Raw genomic sequence first — 18213 nt, forward strand, 5'->3', positions numbered from 1 at the left:
TCGTTACCTTAAACACATCAAATCTAGGGTTGTTCGAGCAAAGAACCCAGAATCCGCTGGTAGCTATCCATCCGTGATGGGCTGACATGGCCCTCTTCGATGGCTTTTAGTATAGCGCAGCCTGGCTCTTGCTCATGTTTACAGTCACGAAACTTACAGTGACCGATAAAAGGGCGGAACTCGATAAAGCCCTCTAACAAGCGCTCTGGCTCAATATGCCACAGCGCAAACTCGCGAATCCCCGGTGAGTCAATCAGATCGCCACCCTTTGGGAAGTGGAACAGCCGCGCCGTGGTCGTGGTATGGCGGCCTTTGCGTGTCTGTTCTGAGAGTGCCCCTACTTTTATGTCGACCCCTGGCAGCAATTCATTAATTAAAGAGGACTTTCCGACCCCAGATTGGCCGACAAATACGCTAATTTTGTTATCAAGTGCGGCGAGTAACTGACTCAAACCATCTTTTTGGACGGTGGAGACTGTGATCACTTGGTAGCCGATGCTCTCATAGCGCTCGATGAGGCCCTCGATATACTCTCGGTTGTCAGCGTCGATTAAGTCGGTTTTATTCAGCAGCAGAACGGGCGTAATGCCACTAATCTCAGCAGCCACTAGATAGCGGTCGATCAGGTTGGCGAAGGGCATCGGTTCGACCGAAAAGGTGATAATGATCTGGTCGATATTCGCTGCCACCGGTTTGAGGTCGCCATGATTCGTGGGGCGGATCAATTCGCTGGCACGTGGCAGCTTTGCCACAACGACGCCATGATCGACACCGGCACGCCAGACCACGCGATCGCCGGTCACAAGTTGGCCAAGATTGGTACGCATATGGCAGCGTACAATCTCTCCAGTAGACCCACCCGCAAGCACTTCAACATCCACTTGTTTGCCGAAGTGGGAGATGATCAGACCTTCCTGCTCGGGGCCAAGGTCGCCCCCTTCGAGTTGCTGATCAAGCTGCGCATCTTTGCGTGAAGCACGTTTCGTGCGCTCTTCTTGAATCTTTTCGATGCGCCAAGCTTGGCGGCGTGTGAGTTTGCGTTTTGCCATGAATTCGTCTGTTTGGTGCACGCAGCCAGCGCGCTGTTCGTGTTAAGGTATTGATATTGGAGCGTCATTATAGACCGCATTTAGCTTGATTTGAGAGGAATATCTATGTCCCGTAGCGATAATCTGATTTGGATTGACTTGGAGATGACCGGGCTAGATCCAGATAACGACTACATTATCGAGATCGCAACGCTAGTTACCGATGCTAACTTAAACGTACTGGCGGAGGGGCCAAGCCTTGCGGTGCATCAGCCGCAAGAGGTGATGGATGCGATGGATGAGTGGTGTACCCGCCAACATGGGCAGTCTGGTCTGACGGCCCGCGTGCTTGCGAGTGAGATTAGCGAACGCGAAGCCGAGCAGCGCACCATCGAGTTTCTAGCGCAATGGGTGGATAAGGGTGCCTCACCCATGTGTGGTAATAGCATCTGCCAGGATCGCCGCTTCCTGTATCGCTATATGCCGGAGCTGGAAGACTTTTTCCACTATCGCAATTTAGATGTCAGCTCGGTGAAAGAGCTGGCGCGCCGCTGGCAGCCCGATGTTTTAGCGGGTGTGAAGAAGCAGGGCTCGCATTTGGCGATGGATGATATTAAAGACTCCGTGGCGGAGCTGCGCCACTATCGCGAGCATCTCTTTGTTGAATCAGCTCGCGGTTAACTGAGCTAGTCGATCGCCTCAAGTTGGGCGCGATCGAGAATCACGATCTCAGCGCGATGCATCTCGATGGTGCCTTGCGCTTTTAACTCGTTTAGCAAACGCGATAGGGTCTCAGGTTGCATCGCTAAACGTGAGGCGATCAAGCGTTTTGAAACGGGTAGAACGATGGTGCGTTGCTCGTTATCCTCTGCGGTGCTCAACTGGGATAACAAAAAACGGATCAAACGATGGCGCGCGTTTTGTAGCGAGAGAATTTCGATCTCGTTAATGCAGCTATGAAGCTTCTGCGCCATCATCGCCATCACACGCGTTGCTCCCTGTGGTGCAGCTTCGAGTGCTTTTAGATAGGCATCGCTATGGATGGCGAGCACTTGGCTGTTCACCAGCGCTTGGGCGCTAACCGGATAGCTTTTCCCGGCTAAGAACATCACGGCTTCTGCAAATGTATGATTTTGCTGAATAATCTCGATGACCTTCTCATTCCCCTCTGCACTGGAGCGATAGAGCTTTATCTTGCCCTCAAGCACTAGGTAGAAGTGGTTTGCGTTGTCATGGTGGTGGAAGAGTGTTTCGCCGCGCTCCAGTGTCACCACATTGGAGGCGTGGTGTAGCGATTGCAGCGCGGCATTATCGAACGCGGAGAACAGCATATGTTGGGCCGCACGAAACCACGCTTGCTCTTTGGTGTGGGGCAGCACTGCCATTACACGCTCCTTGAAGGCTAATTTAAGAACTCATGCCAAGCTTCGATAAGCTCGATAAAGTCGTCAATACCGCAGCAAGCGTCAGCTTCGCTCTCGTAGAGCGAGAAGTCCTCTGCAAGCTCTGCTGCGGTATCGTCGCCATGCGCGCGAATCGTGACTTCGCCCTGCTCAATGCGCAAGGTTGCCACAGCGCTTGATTGGGTGAAGGGGCGTGTCGCTGTGCGCTGTTGTTGCGCTATATCGAGTAGCGCAGCGGCCTTGGCTTGGCTGCCGCACTCTTCACTGAGCCAGCGGCCAAAAGCTTCTGCTCCCATCGAGAGCCGAGCCTCCGGGTTGCCGTATAGATCGTAAGTAAAGTCGTATTCCATAGTAGTTGGCTTCGTTTATTGGGGTGGTTCAGTGTAGAAGTTGCCGCGCAGCTCGACCTCGGTCAGAAACAAACGCATCTCGAACTCGAGTTGATGGTAGTCGGGCAGCATATGCTCGCATAGCCGGTAAAAGCTTTTGTTGTGGTCAAGTTCTCGCAAGTGCGCCAGCTCGTGGACCACGATCATGTTAAGGAATGGCTCAGGAACGCGTTTAAATAGATGGCTGATACGAATTTCGCGCTGACGTTTCAACTTGCCACCTTGCTGGCGTGAAATGCGGTGATGTGTACCTAGCGCATTGTGAACCAGATGTATTTTGGCATCAAACACTACTTTGTTGAGCGGGTCAGTGCTCTTGAGGTATTGGCTTTTAATCGCCATCACATAGCTGCGTAGCAATTTATCAGTGTTGATGCTGTGTGCACTTGGGTATTTGCTGCGCAGATAGCCCGCGACTTTCGCCTCTTTTAATAAGCGTGCGGCTTGGTGTTGCACGGTTTCGGGGTAGGCTCTTAGGTAGCGCACTAGCGTCTCGTCCGACATCTTTAAGCCTCACGTCGTGCTGTAGCGTTTTGCTGTAGCTGGTTAATTGCCCAGTCGATATGTTCCTGCACCAACGGTGACGATGCTTCTCGCTTTGCTTTGAGTGCATCGATGACCGCCGCTCCACCACTGCTGTTGCCAAGTGCAATAGCAAGATTACGCTGCCAGCCTTCGAAACCAGTACGGCGAATAGCTGAGCCTTCGGTACGCTTTAGAAAAGTGGCTTCATCCCATGCGAACAGCGTCAGTAACGAGACATCATCAAGGGAGTGGCGTGGGTGAAAATCGCTCTCCTCTGTCAATTTGGCAAAACGGTTCCAGGGACAAACCAGTTGGCAGTCATCGCAGCCGAAGATCCGATTTCCCATTAAAGGGCGCAAATTCAATGGAATTGCACCTTTATGCTCGATCGTTAAGTAGGAGATACAGCGTCTTGCATCCAGCTCATAGGGGCCAATAAAAGCGTTTGTCGGGCAGATATCAAGGCAGGCGGTGCAGCGCCCGCAGTGGTTTTTGGTGATCGGCTCAGCCACTGGTAGCGGCAGGTCGATAAAAAGCTCGCCTAAAAAGAAGTAGGATCCCGCGTGGCGGTTAAGAATAAGTGTATGTTTGCCGGTCCAGCCGATTCCCGCCTGCTGTGCTATGGGGCGCTCCATCACTGGGGCGCTATCCACAAAGGCACGATAGCCCAGCGCAGAGGTCTCTTTTTCAATCCGCTGGCCCAGCTGCGTAATACGCTTGCGCATGGTCTTATGGTAATCCCGCCCTAGGGTGTAGCGAGCGATGTAGGCTTTATCGGGCTGACCGATAAGTTTTAAAGCATCGAAAGCTGGTGGGGTGTAGTCCATACGTAAGCTAATGATCCGACAACTGCCGGGTACAAGCTCATAGGGTTTGCGGCGCTTTTCGCCATGGTCAGCAAGGTAGTTCATCTGACCGTGATAGCCTTTCTCTAGCCAAGCTTGTAGCTGGGCAAAATCGCTGTCGAGATCAGGATCCACAATGCCACACTGCTGAAAACCAAGTTCAGCGGCCCAAACAGGGATCTGTTCGCTAAGCGATAATAACTGTTCGTCGGTGAGAGAATGCGACACGTGAGAATTTGCCTACCTTAAATCAGCTTCCTCTATACTTAGGGTGATAGCCTGAGTCTAAGAAGCCTGAAAACTATGAATATATTACCAAGCGCATTATACACGGCAGAGCAAACACGGTTACTAGATAAAACCGCCATTGAAACGGCAGGGATTCCCGGTTTTACCTTGATGAAACGAGCAGGACGAGCGGTGTTTTCGGCCTTACTGAACCGCTGGCCGCGCGTAGCGTCAATAACGGTGCTCTGTGGTGGCGGCAATAATGGTGGTGATGGTTTTGTTGTTGCGGCGCTCGCCAAACAAAAAGGGTTGCAGGTGCAAGCGCTCTTCGTTGGTGGCCAAGGGTTTGCGGCAGGGCTATCAGGAGAAGCGCGTGAGGCATGGCTATGGGCCAGTGGAGAGGGGGTGCATTTTGAACCTTATGATGCGGCAACTCCCCTGCACGGTGAGGTTATCGTCGATGCTTTGTTGGGTACTGGTTTAACAGGTGAAGTACGCGAACCTTTTGCGGCGCTTATCGAACGAATAAACCGTATGAACACGCCTGTGTTGAGTGTGGATATTCCCTCGGGGCTTTGTTCAGATACAGGACGTATGCTGGGGAGTGCCATAAAAGCGGACATCACCATCAGTTTTATCGGCCTTAAGTTCGGCCTGTTTTCGCATAATGCAGTGAACCATGTGGGGGAGGTGCTGTTTGATGATCTACGCATCCCCGATACCGTTTATGAACAGGTGGATGTTGCTGCGTTTCGTGTGACCCAAGAGGATGTGGCTGAGTGCTTGCCGCCGCGCAGGCGCACCGCTCACAAAGGCGACTTTGGCCATGTGCTGGTGGTTGGTGGCAACAGTGGCATGGGGGGCGCTGCATTGATGGCGGCAGAGATGGCGGTGAGCTGCGGAGCGGGTAAGGTGAGCCTTGCAACCCGCGAAGAACATGTTGTGGCAAGCCTGATTCGTGTGCCGGAAGTGATGGTTAAAGGGGTGCGCTCAGGGCTGGAAATCTCCCCTCTGCTGGAGCAGGTTAGTGTCGTTGTTATTGGCCCTGGATTGGGCCGTGACGCGTGGGCGGACCACATGTTACAGGTGGTTCTGCAGAGTAATAAGCCCATGGTCTTGGATGCTGATGCGCTCAATTTAATAGCTGACAAGGGCTTATTGTCGCGCTTGAAGAGCTTACCTAGCGTGATAACGCCGCATCCAGGTGAGGCGGCTCGGCTTCTTGGTACCGATACAGCTGAGATCCAGTCTGCTCGTCAGTCATCGGTGGAGCAGCTGCATCGCGAAACCGGCGCCGTTGTGCTGCTCAAAGGTTCGCGAACGCTGATCAGTGATGGTGACTCACTCTATGTGTGCAGTGCCGGAAACCCCGGTATGGCCAGTGGCGGCATGGGGGATGTGCTATCGGGTGTGATTGGCGGGTTGTTGGCACAGAAACTGAGCTTAATTGATGCCGCTCGGGTTGGTGCTTATGCTCATGCTCATGCGGCTGACCTTTGTGCGGAACAAAACGGTGAGATAGGCTTGAAAGCAACCGACCTGATACCCTATGTTAGATCTGTTTTAAACGGGATAGTGTGATTTATTGCGATGCAAGAGACTGTTTTTATTGCCGATGAGGCTGCGATGGAGCACGTTGGTGCTGTTTTGCTAGAAGCGATGCAACAACGAGGTGTCGTTCATCTGCAAGGTGATTTGGGTATGGGGAAAACAACGCTAAGCCGAGGACTGCTGCGTGCGGCGGGCCATCAGGGCGCTGTCAAAAGCCCAACGTATACGCTTGTCGAGCCTTATGACGTTGCCCAAGGCACTATCTACCACTTCGATCTTTATCGCCTGCTTGACCCCGAAGAGCTTGAGTACCTGGGGATTCGTGATTACTTCACTGAAGACAGTTTGGCGCTGATTGAGTGGCCTGATAAGGGACAAGGCTTGCTGCCAGAGCCCGACTTGGAGCTGTTCTTGACGCCGCAAGATGAGGGGCGTGCGTTGCGCTGGCAGGCGCACTCTGAACATGGTGCTGTCGCGGCTGAGAAGCTACAACTCAAATTAGGTTGCTGATTCGCGTTATGGTGCACAGGAGAAGTATGTTGGCGCGATTAGGAGGTGTTTTATTGGCTCTGCTGTTTTGGACGCAGAGCGCTTGGGCTGTGGATATAGATGGGGTTCGCTATTGGGTCTCGCCGGAAAAGACACGGGTTGTACTCGAAGTTGATCGTACGCTCAAGCATAAGGTCTTTACGCTTTCCAACCCGCACCGTGTGGTTGTTGATATCATCGACGGCCATTTGAAAGGCAAACTGCTCGCATCGGATCTAAAAAGCACCCCTTTAACTACGGTTAGAAGCTATGACCATGGCGATAAGCTGCGTATTACATGGGAAGTGAGTGAAGCGGTTCGCACGAATAGCTTTCAGCTTGCCCCAAGTGGTGAGCGTGGTCAGCGCTTAGTTATTGATCTGTACAGCAAGAAACGTCCGCAAAAAGCCGTCAAAACGGCGGCTGCTCAGGTGCAGGATAAACGCGATGTCGTGGTGGCCATTGATGCTGGCCACGGTGGTGAAGACCCCGGTGCCATCGGCCCTGGAGGTTTGCAAGAGAAGAAGGTGGTGCTGGCGATAGCTAAAGAGCTTAAGCGCCTGATCGATAGAGAGAAGGGCTTTCGAGCAGAGCTAGTAAGGACCGGCGATTATTACATCAGTTTGCGTAAACGCACGACGAAAGCGCGTCGTGAGTTTCGGGCGGATCTCTTTATCTCAATTCATGCCGATGCCTTCAAAGATCCACGCGCGAAAGGCGCATCGGTGTGGGTGCTTTCAGAGCGCGGCGCAAGTAGCTCTATGGGGCGGTGGTTAGCTAATTCTGAGAATGCATCAGACCTTATTGGTGGTGTGGGCGATTCCGTCAAACTGGACCACAAAGATGGCTCGGTGAGAGAAATTTTGCTCGATATGTCGATGCACTCCAGCCAAACCTATGGCCGCGATATTGCCAGCCGTATCCATAAAAAAATCGCCGGTTTCGCTAAAATGCATAAGCGCCACGTCGAAAAAGCGGGTTTCTTAGTGCTGAAATCCCCAGATATGCCATCGGTTCTGGTGGAAACGGGATTTATTTCAAACCCTGATGAGGCCCGACTGCTGCGTACGTCCCGCTATCAAAAGAAGATGGCTAACGCGATCTACGGCGCAGTGAAAGAGTATTTCTGGAACCGTCCGCCGGATGATTCGCTGATCGCTTATCAGAAGTATCGTGGCTATAACAGCGGTGGTAAACGCACCTACCGTGTTGAGCGCGGCGATACGTTATCTGTTATCGCTTCGCGCCATGGTGTTTCATTGGGTGACTTACGTAAGGAAAACGCGATCAAAGGTGATAAGATTCGCGTCGGCCAAGTACTCAATATCCCTGCAGGCTAATACACGAAGGATACATGTCTCGAATTCATCTACTGTCGCCACGCTTGGCGAACCAAATTGCCGCTGGTGAGGTTGTAGAACGGCCCGCTTCGGTCGTGAAAGAACTACTGGAGAATAGTCTAGATGCCGGCGCAACCAGCCTTGAGCTGGATGTTGAGCAGGGCGGCGTAAAGCTGATCCGGATTCGTGACGATGGCGATGGTATTGAAAAAGATGACCTCGCATTGGCGCTTAGCCGCCACGCGACCTCCAAAATCCTCGAGCTTGAAGATCTCGAGGCGGTGTGCAGCCTCGGTTTTCGGGGGGAGGCTTTGGCGAGTATTAGCTCAGTTTCGCGGTTAACACTGACATCGCGCCAGAAAGATGCAGCGAATGCTTGGCAAGTGACCACTGAGGGGCGTGATATGCAGGCGGAGGTTTCGCCAGCGGCGCACCCTAAAGGCACAACGCTGGAGGTACGTGACCTATTTTTCAATACGCCAGCACGGCGTAAGTTTCTGCGTACTGAGAACACCGAATTTAAACATCTTGAAGAGGTGGTCAAACGGCTAGCGTTGAGCCGCTTCGATGTGGCGTTCCAGCTGCGCCATAATGGCCGTGTTATTCACCAATTGCGTCCAGCGCGCTCTCAGCCTGAGCGGGAGCGGCGCGTTGCTTCGGTTTGTGGCCCGCAGTTTATCCAGCAGTCGCTGAGTGTAGATGTCGTTGCAGAATCCTCGGGTATCTCTTTACGTGGCTGGATTGGCTTACCCACTTTCTCGCGCAGTCAGGCCGACCTGCAGTACTTCTTTGTTAATGGCCGTATGATTCGCGATAAAGTTGTGACCCATGCGGTACGCCAAGCGTATGCCGATGTGCTCTATCATGGCCGCCATCCTGCCTATGTTCTCTATTTAGAGCTCGATCCTGCGCTGGTGGATGTCAATGTACACCCTACCAAGCATGAGGTGCGCTTTCGCGAGAGCCGCCTTGTACACGACTTCATCTATCGCAGTATCCATCGCGTGATTGGCGATGTCCGCCCCGATGCCGAAAGTGTTCCAGCGCTGCAGCAGGTGATTCAAGCAGAGGAGGTTAGCTATCAGCAGCACTCGATGCCGTTAGCAAACCGCCCAGCGGCCTCGCCGTCAGCGTCACAGGTGCAAGAGCAAATGAGTGCGTATGGGCAATTGCATCAGCCAGCGGCAGAGCCCGTGCAGCCGCCACAAGCATTTAACATGCTAAATAAGCCTGCAACTGTGCTTGGGCATTCCGATGAGTCTGAACGTGAGTATCCACCGCTCGGTTTTGCCGTGGCTCAGCTACACGGCATCTATATTCTGGCGGAAAACCGCGATGGTATGGTGCTGGTCGATATGCACGCTGCGCATGAGCGTATCGTCTATGAACGCCTGAAAGCGGCTTACGAAACGGAAGGGGTGCGCAGTCAGCCTCTGTTAGTGCCTGTGAGTGTAGCGTTGAGCCAACGCGAGGCGGATGTTGCTCAAGCTCATGATAAGGCGTTGCAGCAGCTTGGCTTTGAGTTGCAGCGTTTAGGTGAGGAGACCATGGTGATTCGTCAGGTACCAGTGACATTGGCGAGAGCGGATGTCGAGCAGTTACTGCGCGATGTGCTATCCGACGTAATCACTTACGGCCACTCGCGACGTATTCAAGAGCATATCAACGAGTTGCTAGCGACAATGGCCTGTCACGGCGCGGTGCGGGCGAATCGGCAGTTAACGCTGCCCGAAATGAATGCGCTACTGCGCGATATGGAGGTCACTGAGCGCAGTGGTCAGTGTAATCATGGCCGACCCACATGGACCCAGCTTACGTTGGGCGAACTCGACAAATTATTTATGCGAGGCCAGTGACATTTATGTCATCTACCGAAAAATTTCCTCCAGCTATATTTCTTATGGGGCCCACAGCAGCAGGGAAAACCGATTTAGCACTGCGGCTCACTGAAGCGCTACCGTGCGATATTATCAGCGTCGACTCGGCACTGATCTATCGTGATATGAATATTGGTACGGCCAAACCCGATGCAGCAACTTTAGCGCGCTATCCGCACCGGTTGGTCGATATTATTGATCCTAGTGAGTCCTATTCGGCTGCTGAGTTTCGCCGTGACGCATTACGTGAAATGGAAGACATTAGCAGCCGAGGGCGTATCCCCTTGTTGGTTGGGGGGACGATGATGTACTACAACGCTCTGCTCAAGGGGTTGGCAAAGCTTCCGGAGGCTGACCCAGCGATCCGAGCACGCCTTTTGGCATGGGGCGAGCAAGAGGGCTGGCCTGCACTGCATCAGCGCCTAGCCGAGGTAGACCCGAAATCGGCTGAGCGCCTTAAACCAACAGATTCTCAGCGGCTGCAGCGTGCGCTTGAGGTCTATGAGATCACTGGACGGCCCATGAGCGAACTTTGGCAAGAGCAGCAAACCGAACAATTGCCCTACAATATTATTAACCTTGCGGTGATGCCTGCCGAGCGTAAAACACTGCACGAGCGAATTGCGTTGCGTTTTAACATGATGTTGGATGAAGGGTTTGAGGAAGAGGTGCGCGCGCTTTATGCACGTGGCGATCTTAATCCGCAAATGCCATCAGTCCGCTGTGTTGGCTATCGCCAGATGTGGTCCTATATTGAAGGGGAATACGATTATCAAACGATGATCGATAAAGGCATTATTGCAACACGCCAATTAGCCAAGCGCCAAATTACTTGGTTAAGAAGTTGGGAAAACTTACATTGGTTAGAAAGCGAAGATAAAGATATTCTTAATATCAGCTTGAAATTGGTCAATACTGCCATTATATAATGCAATCAGCTGTAAGTTTTTGGTGCTATGCACAATTTTGGCGCCAATTTTTTGGTTGCACACAATAAAATATAACGATTATTTATCAGGAAGGAGTTCCCAATGTCAAAAGGGCAATCACTACAAGACCCTTATCTTAATGTTCTACGCAAGGAGCGTGTTCCCGTTTCTATCTTTCTGGTAAACGGCATTAAGCTTCAGGGGCAAATCGAATCATTTGACCAATTTGTTATCTTGTTGAAAAACACAGTTAGCCAAATGGTATACAAGCACGCTATTTCAACGGTTGTACCAGCGCGTCCAGTAAAGCTGCCACAGCCTGAAGAAAAACAGCCTGAGTGAGGTAATCACTGATTGTTTTTTGAACGTCCGGAGTCTGGTGAAAAAGCCATACTCGTTCATATGGATATGGCCGACGAGGCCGTCCAAGAATCACCTCGCGAGCTCGAGGAGCTCGCGCTATCTGCCGGAGCTGATCCTGTCGAAATTTTGATGGGATCGCGCCATAAACCCACTTCAAAGTTCTTTGTTGGTAGCGGAAAGCTTGATGAATTGCGCCAGCTTGTGCAGTTGCACGAAGCTGAGGTGGTTATCTTCAATCACCCCTTGTCACCGGCACAAGAACGTAACATAGAGCGTGAAATTAAATGCCGAGTACTTGATCGCACCGGCCTTATTCTTGATATTTTCGCGCAGCGAGCTCGGACTCACGAAGGTAAGTTACAGGTTGAACTAGCCCAGCTAGAACACGTGTCAACGCGCCTTGTGCGAGGCTGGACCCACTTGGAGCGTCAAAAAGGCGGTATCGGTCTTCGCGGCCCGGGTGAGAGTCAGCTAGAGACTGACCGACGTCTTTTGCGGGCACGTATTAAAGCGATCAATGCACGCTTGGAAAAAGTGCGCAAGCAGCGTGAGCAGGGGCGTCGCTCCCGTCAGCGTGCAGAAGTACCTACCGTGTCTTTGGTGGGCTATACAAACGCAGGTAAATCGACACTCTTTAATCGTATTACCGATGCGGATGTGTACGCAGCTGATCAGCTGTTTGCTACCCTTGACCCGACTTTGCGTCGGATCGAGTTGGAGGATGTTGGTCCGGCCATTTTGGCGGATACGGTGGGTTTTATACGCCACCTTCCTCACAAGCTTGTTGAGTCGTTTCGTGCCACGTTGCAAGAAACAACGGATGCAACCTTGTTGCTGCATGTGGTAGACGCATATGACGAAGAGCGCCAAGGGCATATGGACGAGGTTGAGCACGTATTACGCGAGATCGGCGCTGAAGATGTGCCGCTGTTGCAAGTGTTCAATAAAATCGACCAGATGCCGGGGCAAGAGCCTCGCATCGATCGTGATGATCAGGGTATGCCAACTCGTGTTTGGTTGTCTGCGCAGAGTGGTGCTGGCGTCGAGCTGCTACTTCAGGCGGTTAATGAAGCGCTCTCGGACGATGTTTTTCACGACACGATCAAGCTGACCCCGCGCGAGGGGCAGCTGCGTTCTCAGCTTTATGCGCAGGGGGCCGTGTTGGAAGAATCATACGATGAGTGTGGCGATATACATCTGGAAATCAGGTTGCAACGTAAAGATCTATTACAGATCCTAAGTCGGCTTGGTATGCCAACTGAACAATATCGGGTAGAGCCGGTCTATTAAACCGGCCTCAACAACAATTTCAATTTGGTTTTTACGGAGTAACGATATGGCTTGGAACGAGCCTGGCGGAAACGGCAACAACCAGGATCCTTGGGGCGGTGGTGATAACCGCAATAAGGGTAATCGAGGAAATGATCAGGGGCCCCCTGACATGGACGAGGTGCTACGTAAGCTGCAAGACAGACTCAATGAGCTGTTTGGTGGCTCTGGAAAGAAGCGTGGCGGCGGTGGTAGCGGCAGTGGCAGTGGTGGCTCAGGTGCGTTTTTCTGGGTCGCTATCGTCGTGGCCGCACTTGTTTGGGGTGGCATGGGTTTCTACACAGTCGACCAGCAAGAACGTGGCGTTGTTTTACGCTTAGGTAAGTACCACGACACGGTTAATCCGGGTCTGCAATGGAACCCGCCGATGGTTGACCAAGTGTCGATCGTTAATACAACGCGAGTTCGTAGCCATGATCACCAAGCACTCATGCTCACTGAGGATGAGAATATCGTTGATGTGTCTATGGCGACTCAGTACGTCGTTTCAGATCCTAAAGCGTATAAACTGAGTGTTCGTGATCCTGATGACAGCCTGACAAATGCTGCAGAGTCTGCGCTTCGTCATGTAGTGGGTTCATCCGATATGCACTCGATTCTGACGGAAGGCCGTGAGACGTTGGCAATTCAGGTGCAAGAGCGTCTGCAAAGCTATATGTCAGATTACAACACCGGTATCGCGATCACTAAAGTCAACATCAAAGAAGCGCAAGCGCCAAACCAGGTTCAGGATGCATTTGATGATGTTATCAAGGCGCGTGAGGATGAGCAGCGTGTGAAAAACGAAGCGCAATCTTATGCCAACGGTATCATCCCAGAAGCACGTGGTCGTGCGCAGCGTATGCTTGAAGAAGCAAGCGCGTATCGCGAGCAGGTAGTCTCTCGTGCACAGGGTGAAACAAAACGTTTCTCAGCGCTGTTAAACGAGTATCAGAAAGCGCCAGAGGTAACGCGTGAGCGTCTGTACATCGATGCTATGCAAGAAGTATTGAAAAACAACCCGAAAGTTTTGGTTGATGTCGATGGCGGTAACAACATGATGTATCTGCCTGTGGATAAGTTAATCCAAAATCGACAAGAGCAAAGCCGTACAACGGTGGCACCAAATAACTTACGTCTTGACGACCAGTCACTGCGTAACGTGACCAACCAAGTTGTGGATCAGCTCCGTAAGCGTCAGCCAGTTCGTAGGGAGGGTCGATAATGAGCGGTAAGTCACTTTTTTCAGTCATTTTGGCGGGCTTGATCATTATCGTTGCATCCAAGTCTGTTTATATCGTTAAAGAAACTGAGCGTGCTGTTAAATTGCGCTTTGGTGAGATCGTGGACGCGGACGTTAAGCCAGGCTTGCGTTTCAAGTTCCCATTCGTCAACACCATCCGTAAGTTCGATTCGCGAGTGCTATCGTTGGATAGCCGCCCTCAGGCGTTCCTAACGATTGAGAAGAAGCGTTTGATTGTTGATGCGTTCGTAATGTGGCGTATCGATAACGTCGGTACTTACTACACGGCTACCTCGGGTGAAGAGTTCCGTGCTGCAGATCTACTTTCGACGCGGGTAGAGAACGAACTGCGTAACCAGTTTGGTGCTCGAACGCTGAACGAGGTGGTTTCTGGTGAGCGTGATGAAGTGATGGCAACCGCTATCAAAAGTTTGAACGATGTCGCTGAGCGTGAGCTAGGTGTGAGTATTGTGGATGTGCGCGTTAAGCGTATCGAGCTGCCACCTGAGGTATCGAATTCTGTTTATGATCGTATGCGCACCGAGCGTGAGCGAGAAGCGCGTGAACTGCGTTCGCGAGGTTTCGAGCTTGCTGAAGGTATCCGTGCAGACGCTGATCGTCAGAAAACGGTTATCGAAGCGGAAGCTTACCGTGAGGCCGAAGAGGTACGTGGTGAGGGGGATGCGCAGGCGGCAGCAATCTATGCGGACGCCTACTCTGCTAACCCAGAATTCTACTCGTTTACGCGTAGTTTGAAGGCGTACACTGAATCTTTCCAAGGTAACGGCGATGTGATGTTGCTCAAGCCTGATAGTGAGTTCTTTAAGTACCTATCAAACTCGAAACAAGGCGAGTAAGCCGATAGGCTAAAAAGCGGGATTTTTGCTGCACTTTGATCTCGCTTCCATGTTATTATTGCAAAAACCGGGCTTAGTCCCGGTTTTTTTGTGTTGGGTGTGGGGCAACGTATATGTCTTCTGAGTTTTGGTATGAGCTGCTGATCGCTTTTTGTCTCGTATTAATTCTAGAAGGCATTATGCCGTTTCTTTACCCAAACCGGTGGCGTCAACTAGTAGCCCAGTTATCGGTTATCGATAACAAAACGCTACGAGTGATGGGGCTAGCCAGTATGCTAGCCGGTGTAGCCGGTTTATATCTTATTCGTTAATACAGTTACTGGAGTGATACATGGCGTTGGCTGATCGCTGGTTGCTGCCTGATGGTGTGAAGGAGATGCTACCTCCGCGTGCTCATCAGGTCGAAGCACTACGTCGCAAACTGCTGGATCTTTATAACTGCTGGGGTTATGACCTCGTAATGCCGCCTTTGATGGAGCATATGGAGTCATTGTTAACCGGTGTAGGTGAAGATCTCGATCTCAAAACTTTCAAGCTTATTGACCAGTTGACGGGTCATACCTTGGGTATCCGAGCTGATATCACCCCGCAGGTGGCGCGTATTGATGCGCACCGTATGACGGGTGATGGTGCTAACCGCCTGTGTTACTGCGGTTCTGTGTTGCATACGCATGCTGTTAATGGTTTGGCATCGCGCAATCCGCTGCAGCTTGGCGCAGAGTTATATGGTCACGCTGGTATCGAGAGTGATATCGAAGTGATCGCCCTAATGATTGAAACGCTGATAGCCGCTGGTTTAGAAGATGAGCTGAGCTTGGATCTTGGCCATGTCGGTATCTTCCAGGGGCTGGTAGCTGGCGCAGGTTTATCGCAGCAGCAGACAAAGCAGTACATGGAGTTGCTGGGCCGCAAAGCGTTGCCAGAACTGCGTGATTATCTGGCGCAGTTAGATGCGGCAGAGGATGTCGTGCACAACTTGTCGCTGCTGCCAACGCTGAATGGCGGTGTTGAGGTGTTAGCGCGTGCCAAGCAGCAGTTGCAAAACCCATCGGCCGATGTATTAGACGCGATCGTGTACTTAGAAACGCTGGCAGGTCGCCTGCAAGAGCGCTATCCGCGCGTTGATCTGTATTTCGATCTGGGTGAGCTGCGTGGCTATAACTATCACACTGGGGTCGTGTTTTCTGCATTGACGCCTGTTTTCGGTCAAGCGATCGCGAAAGGCGGTCGTTATGACGCGATTGGTAAAGATTTTGGGCGTGCAAGACCGGCAACGGGCTTTAGTACAGACCTTAAAGTTTTGGCGGATCTAACCGTCGATACGAACGGCAATGCTGGCAGTATTCTCGCCCCGCAAGGCAATGAATCTGAGTTATTGAGCAAAATTGCCGAGTTGCGTTCTCAAGGAGAGCGCGTGGTGCAGCAACTGCCTGGAGACACATCAGATGATGCTGGTGTCGAGCGTCGGTTGGTGAAACAAGGCGACAGCTGGGTTGTGACCCAAGCGTCGTAAACGAATGAACGAAATGAGTTTAGAGACAGCAATGGGCAAGAACGTAGTTGTTTTAGGTACGCAGTGGGGCGACGAAGGTAAAGGCAAGATCGTAGATCTGCTAACGGATAAAGTGTCGGCTGTAGCGCGTTTTCAGGGTGGCCACAATGCAGGTCACACATTGGTTATCGACGGTCAAAAGACTGTGCTGCATTTGATTCCATCAGGGATTTTGCGTGACAACGTATTGTGTTTGATCGGTAACGGTGTAGTGCTCTCGCCAGAAGCTCTGTTGAAAGAGATGAAGGGGCTGGAAGAAGCTGGCGTGCCAGTTCGCGAACGTTTGCGTTTGAGTCCTGCTTGCCCATTGATCCTGCCATATCACGTTGCACTGGACCAAGCTCGCGAAGCTGCACGCGGTAACGCAAAAATCGGTACGACGGGGCGTGGTATCGGTCCTGCATACGAAGATAAAGTAGCGCGCCGTGGTTTACGTCTAGCCGATATGCTGGATGCAGAGCGTTTTGAGGCGAAGCTGCGTGAAGTGATGGCTTATCACAACTTCGTGCTGAAGAATTACTATCAAGCTGAGGAAGTGAGCGTCGAAGCCGTCTTGGAAGAAGCGTTGACGATGGCTGAAGAGTTGCGCCCACTTGTGGCTGATGTAACGGCGATTTTGCACGAGAAGCGCAAAAACGGCGATAGCATCATGTTTGAAGGTGCTCAGGGTTCGTTGTTGGATATCGACCACGGTACTTATCCGTACGTTACCTCTTCAAATACAACGGCCGGTGGTACATCGACAGGTTCTGGCTTTGGACCTCTTTACCTAGATTACATTCTGGGTATTACCAAGGCTTACACAACACGCGTAGGTAGCGGCCCATTCCCAACTGAGCTGAGCTGCGATGTTGGTATGCATCTAGGTACAAAAGGGCATGAGTTTGGTGCAACCACCGGTCGTGAGCGTCGTTGTGGTTGGTTTGATGCTGTTGCGTTGAAGCATGCTATTCAGATCAACTCGGTATCGGGCATCTGCTTGACCAAGTTGGACGTTCTGGATGGCTTGGAAGAGATCAAAGTGTGCGTTGGTTACCGCGATGCTGCAGGCAATGTGGTTGAAACACTAACAGGTAGTGAAGACTACGAAGCGGTTGAGCCTGTATATGAAACTCTATCGGGCTGGAGCGACTCCACAGTGGGTGCTAAGTCGTTAGATGCTTTGCCACAAGCGGCACGCGATTATATCAAGCGTTTAGAAGAGCTGATTGAAGCGCCTGTGGATATTGTCTCTACTGGCCCAGATCGCAACGAGACTATCGTATTGCGTGATCCGTTCGATGCGTAACATATAGTGTTGATGCGAAAAAAAACCGGCTTATGCCGGTTTTTTTGTGTCCGCTATTTATGTTGCTAGCGGACATTTACCTATCTAATGGTTAGGAGATCAAGCCGTCGCTTGGTGGATGCTTTTTAGCAGTGCTTTAAACAACTTAGGGTTCGCAGCTACAGTATCGCCGTGTTCGCGGAACGTGTTGCCGCCACGGAAATCGCCGAGCAAACCGCCGGCTTCTTGGATCAGCAGTGCACCGGCATCAAGTAGTTCTTTATTCGCACCTTGCTGTACGAAACCGTCGAATCGGCCTGCCGCTGTATAAGCCATGTTTAGTGCAACTGAGCCGCCGTTGTGTGTAACAGCGCCAGCTGTTTGCAGATGGCAGAAGATCGCTTTGTACACATCAAAACGAGCTTTCTCTTTTGGCGTGTTTAAGAAGCAGGTACCAATAACAGCTTGATCTAGAGCGCGCAGGTTTGTCGTACGTATACGCTTACCGTTTAGCTGCGCACCATTTCCGCGGCTTGCGGTGTACTCTTCGCCAGTGAGTGGGTTGAGAATAAGGGCGTGTTCAATGCGGCCCTTAATAACAGCCGACATGCAAATAGCGAACGCAGGGATGCCATTAGAAAAGTTGGCGAGGCTGTCAATTGGATTGATCTGCCAGGTGACCTCAGCTTCACCTTCACTTGGTTGGTATTGGCCTGAGTATTCGCCGTGGATTGCGTGAGCTGGATACGCTTTTTGAATAGTAAAAGCGATTGTTTGTTCCGCCTTTGTCGCAGCGTCAGAGATAAACTCACCAACACTTTCTTGTTCTGACTTCATAAGATCGAGTCGTTCAGCGGCACGGGCGATCTGTTCTCCTGCGAGGCGCGCAGCGCGCAGGGCAATATTCAGCATGGGTTGCATTAATTTGGACCTGAGGTTTAAACCAAAAAGAGAATTATACAAAAGCAATGGCCCAGACA

At 51.7% G+C, this 18213-nt stretch carries 19 protein-coding genes; 13 read left to right on the top strand and 6 right to left on the bottom strand.

Features of this window, described 5'->3' with window-relative positions; translation table 11 throughout:
- Positions 1-23 precede the first annotated feature (23 nt).
- Entirely contained in the window at positions 24-1049 is a 1026-nt protein-coding gene (gene rsgA, locus EOE65_RS13795; RefSeq protein WP_127694901.1) for a small ribosomal subunit biogenesis GTPase RsgA, read from the bottom strand.
- Between the two features lie 105 nt (positions 1050-1154).
- On the opposite strand from rsgA, the gene orn reads away from it, so the two are divergent.
- Positions 1155-1709: an oligoribonuclease gene (orn, locus tag EOE65_RS13800; protein WP_127694902.1), complete on the top strand. Its 555-nt coding sequence runs from the start codon at positions 1155-1157 to the stop codon at positions 1707-1709.
- A gap of 5 nt (positions 1710-1714) precedes the next feature.
- On the opposite strand, the gene EOE65_RS13805 is transcribed toward orn, so the two are convergent.
- The 4 genes from EOE65_RS13805 to queG are packed head-to-tail and all read right to left on the bottom strand — an operon-like array spanning position 1715 to position 4418.
- Positions 1715-2413 (bottom strand): Crp/Fnr family transcriptional regulator, encoded by a 699-nt coding sequence (locus tag EOE65_RS13805; protein WP_127694903.1) that lies wholly within the window; start codon positions 2411-2413, stop codon positions 1715-1717.
- 17 nt (positions 2414-2430) lie between these two features.
- Complete coding sequence (locus tag EOE65_RS13810; RefSeq protein WP_127694904.1) at positions 2431-2781, bottom strand: YacL family protein; 351 nt, start codon at positions 2779-2781, stop codon at positions 2431-2433.
- Between the two features lie 15 nt (positions 2782-2796).
- Positions 2797-3324 carry a YgjP-like metallopeptidase domain-containing protein gene (locus EOE65_RS13815; protein ID WP_127694905.1) on the bottom strand — a complete coding sequence of 176 codons (528 nt, stop codon included), beginning with the start codon at positions 3322-3324 and terminating at the stop codon, positions 2797-2799.
- A gap of 2 nt (positions 3325-3326) precedes the next feature.
- A complete protein-coding gene (queG, locus tag EOE65_RS13820) occupies positions 3327-4418 on the bottom strand; it encodes a tRNA epoxyqueuosine(34) reductase QueG (RefSeq protein WP_127694906.1) in 1092 nt (363 codons plus the stop codon).
- 75 nt (positions 4419-4493) lie between these two features.
- On the opposite strand from queG, the gene EOE65_RS13825 reads away from it, so the two are divergent.
- The 12 genes from EOE65_RS13825 (at position 4494) to EOE65_RS13880 (ending at position 17254) form a co-directional block, all read left to right on the top strand.
- Positions 4494-5999, top strand: a complete 1506-nt coding sequence (locus tag EOE65_RS13825; protein WP_127694907.1) for an NAD(P)H-hydrate dehydratase — start codon at positions 4494-4496, stop codon at positions 5997-5999.
- A gap of 9 nt (positions 6000-6008) precedes the next feature.
- Positions 6009-6479, top strand: coding sequence for a tRNA (adenosine(37)-N6)-threonylcarbamoyltransferase complex ATPase subunit type 1 TsaE (tsaE, locus tag EOE65_RS13830; RefSeq protein WP_127694908.1), 471 nt, complete (start codon positions 6009-6011; stop codon positions 6477-6479).
- Positions 6480-6532: 53 nt separating this feature from the next.
- The gene (locus tag EOE65_RS13835) at positions 6533-7837 is read left to right on the top strand and encodes an N-acetylmuramoyl-L-alanine amidase (protein ID WP_240656998.1); all 1305 of its coding nucleotides are present in this window, start codon (positions 6533-6535) and stop codon (positions 7835-7837) included.
- 14 nt (positions 7838-7851) lie between these two features.
- Entirely contained in the window at positions 7852-9693 is a 1842-nt protein-coding gene (mutL, locus tag EOE65_RS13840; protein WP_127694910.1) for a DNA mismatch repair endonuclease MutL, read from the top strand.
- A 44-nt stretch (positions 9694-9737) separates the two neighbouring features.
- A complete protein-coding gene (miaA, locus tag EOE65_RS13845; protein ID WP_240656999.1) occupies positions 9738-10643 on the top strand; it encodes a tRNA (adenosine(37)-N6)-dimethylallyltransferase MiaA in 906 nt (301 codons plus the stop codon).
- Positions 10644-10745: 102 nt separating this feature from the next.
- Positions 10746-10985 (top strand): RNA chaperone Hfq, encoded by a 240-nt coding sequence (gene hfq, locus EOE65_RS13850; RefSeq protein WP_127694912.1) that lies wholly within the window; start codon positions 10746-10748, stop codon positions 10983-10985.
- Positions 10986-10997: 12 nt separating this feature from the next.
- Positions 10998-12296: a ribosome rescue GTPase HflX gene (gene hflX / locus EOE65_RS13855; protein ID WP_127694913.1), complete on the top strand. Its 1299-nt coding sequence runs from the start codon at positions 10998-11000 to the stop codon at positions 12294-12296.
- A gap of 46 nt (positions 12297-12342) precedes the next feature.
- The gene (hflK, locus tag EOE65_RS13860) at positions 12343-13539 is read left to right on the top strand and encodes an FtsH protease activity modulator HflK (RefSeq protein WP_127694914.1); all 1197 of its coding nucleotides are present in this window, start codon (positions 12343-12345) and stop codon (positions 13537-13539) included.
- Positions 13539-14414, top strand: coding sequence for a protease modulator HflC (hflC, locus tag EOE65_RS13865; RefSeq protein WP_127694915.1), 876 nt, complete (start codon positions 13539-13541; stop codon positions 14412-14414). Before hflK ends, hflC begins: the two co-directional genes overlap by 1 nt.
- 113 nt (positions 14415-14527) lie before the next feature.
- Entirely contained in the window at positions 14528-14725 is a 198-nt protein-coding gene (locus EOE65_RS13870) for a DUF2065 domain-containing protein (RefSeq protein ID WP_127694916.1), read from the top strand.
- A 20-nt stretch (positions 14726-14745) separates the two neighbouring features.
- Positions 14746-15927 carry an ATP phosphoribosyltransferase regulatory subunit gene (locus EOE65_RS13875; RefSeq protein ID WP_127694917.1) on the top strand — a complete coding sequence of 394 codons (1182 nt, stop codon included), beginning with the start codon at positions 14746-14748 and terminating at the stop codon, positions 15925-15927.
- A gap of 31 nt (positions 15928-15958) precedes the next feature.
- Positions 15959-17254 carry an adenylosuccinate synthase gene (locus EOE65_RS13880; RefSeq protein WP_127694918.1) on the top strand — a complete coding sequence of 432 codons (1296 nt, stop codon included), beginning with the start codon at positions 15959-15961 and terminating at the stop codon, positions 17252-17254.
- Between the two features lie 99 nt (positions 17255-17353).
- On the opposite strand, the gene EOE65_RS13885 is transcribed toward EOE65_RS13880, so the two are convergent.
- A complete protein-coding gene (locus EOE65_RS13885) occupies positions 17354-18154 on the bottom strand; it encodes an inositol monophosphatase family protein (protein WP_127694919.1) in 801 nt (266 codons plus the stop codon).
- Positions 18155-18213 lie beyond the last annotated feature (59 nt).

Source organism: Neptunomonas marina, assembly GCF_004005935.1.
Classification (GTDB): Bacteria; Pseudomonadota; Gammaproteobacteria; order Pseudomonadales; family Balneatricaceae; genus Neptunomonas; species Neptunomonas marina.

Bases quoted from the DNA above. Each gene is read 5' to 3' on its own strand.
- rsgA (WP_127694901.1), bottom strand. From the start codon at position 1,049: ATGGCAAAACGCAAACTCACACGCCGCCAAGCTTGGCGCATCGAAAAG.
- orn (WP_127694902.1), top strand. From the start codon at position 1,155: ATGTCCCGTAGCGATAATCTGATTTGGATTGACTTGGAGATGACCGGG.
- EOE65_RS13805 (WP_127694903.1), bottom strand. From the start codon at position 2,413: ATGGCAGTGCTGCCCCACACCAAAGAGCAAGCGTGGTTTCGTGCGGCC.
- EOE65_RS13810 (WP_127694904.1), bottom strand. From the start codon at position 2,781: ATGGAATACGACTTTACTTACGATCTATACGGCAACCCGGAGGCTCGG.
- EOE65_RS13815 (WP_127694905.1), bottom strand. From the start codon at position 3,324: ATGTCGGACGAGACGCTAGTGCGCTACCTAAGAGCCTACCCCGAAACC.
- EOE65_RS13825 (WP_127694907.1), top strand. From the start codon at position 4,494: ATGAATATATTACCAAGCGCATTATACACGGCAGAGCAAACACGGTTA.
- tsaE (WP_127694908.1), top strand. From the start codon at position 6,009: ATGCAAGAGACTGTTTTTATTGCCGATGAGGCTGCGATGGAGCACGTT.
- mutL (WP_127694910.1), top strand. From the start codon at position 7,852: ATGTCTCGAATTCATCTACTGTCGCCACGCTTGGCGAACCAAATTGCC.
- miaA (WP_240656999.1), top strand. From the start codon at position 9,738: ATGGGGCCCACAGCAGCAGGGAAAACCGATTTAGCACTGCGGCTCACT.
- hfq (WP_127694912.1), top strand. From the start codon at position 10,746: ATGTCAAAAGGGCAATCACTACAAGACCCTTATCTTAATGTTCTACGC.
- hflK (WP_127694914.1), top strand. From the start codon at position 12,343: ATGGCTTGGAACGAGCCTGGCGGAAACGGCAACAACCAGGATCCTTGG.
- hflC (WP_127694915.1), top strand. From the start codon at position 13,539: ATGAGCGGTAAGTCACTTTTTTCAGTCATTTTGGCGGGCTTGATCATT.
- EOE65_RS13870 (WP_127694916.1), top strand. From the start codon at position 14,528: ATGTCTTCTGAGTTTTGGTATGAGCTGCTGATCGCTTTTTGTCTCGTA.
- EOE65_RS13875 (WP_127694917.1), top strand. From the start codon at position 14,746: ATGGCGTTGGCTGATCGCTGGTTGCTGCCTGATGGTGTGAAGGAGATG.
- EOE65_RS13880 (WP_127694918.1), top strand. From the start codon at position 15,959: ATGGGCAAGAACGTAGTTGTTTTAGGTACGCAGTGGGGCGACGAAGGT.
- EOE65_RS13885 (WP_127694919.1), bottom strand. From the start codon at position 18,154: ATGCAACCCATGCTGAATATTGCCCTGCGCGCTGCGCGCCTCGCAGGA.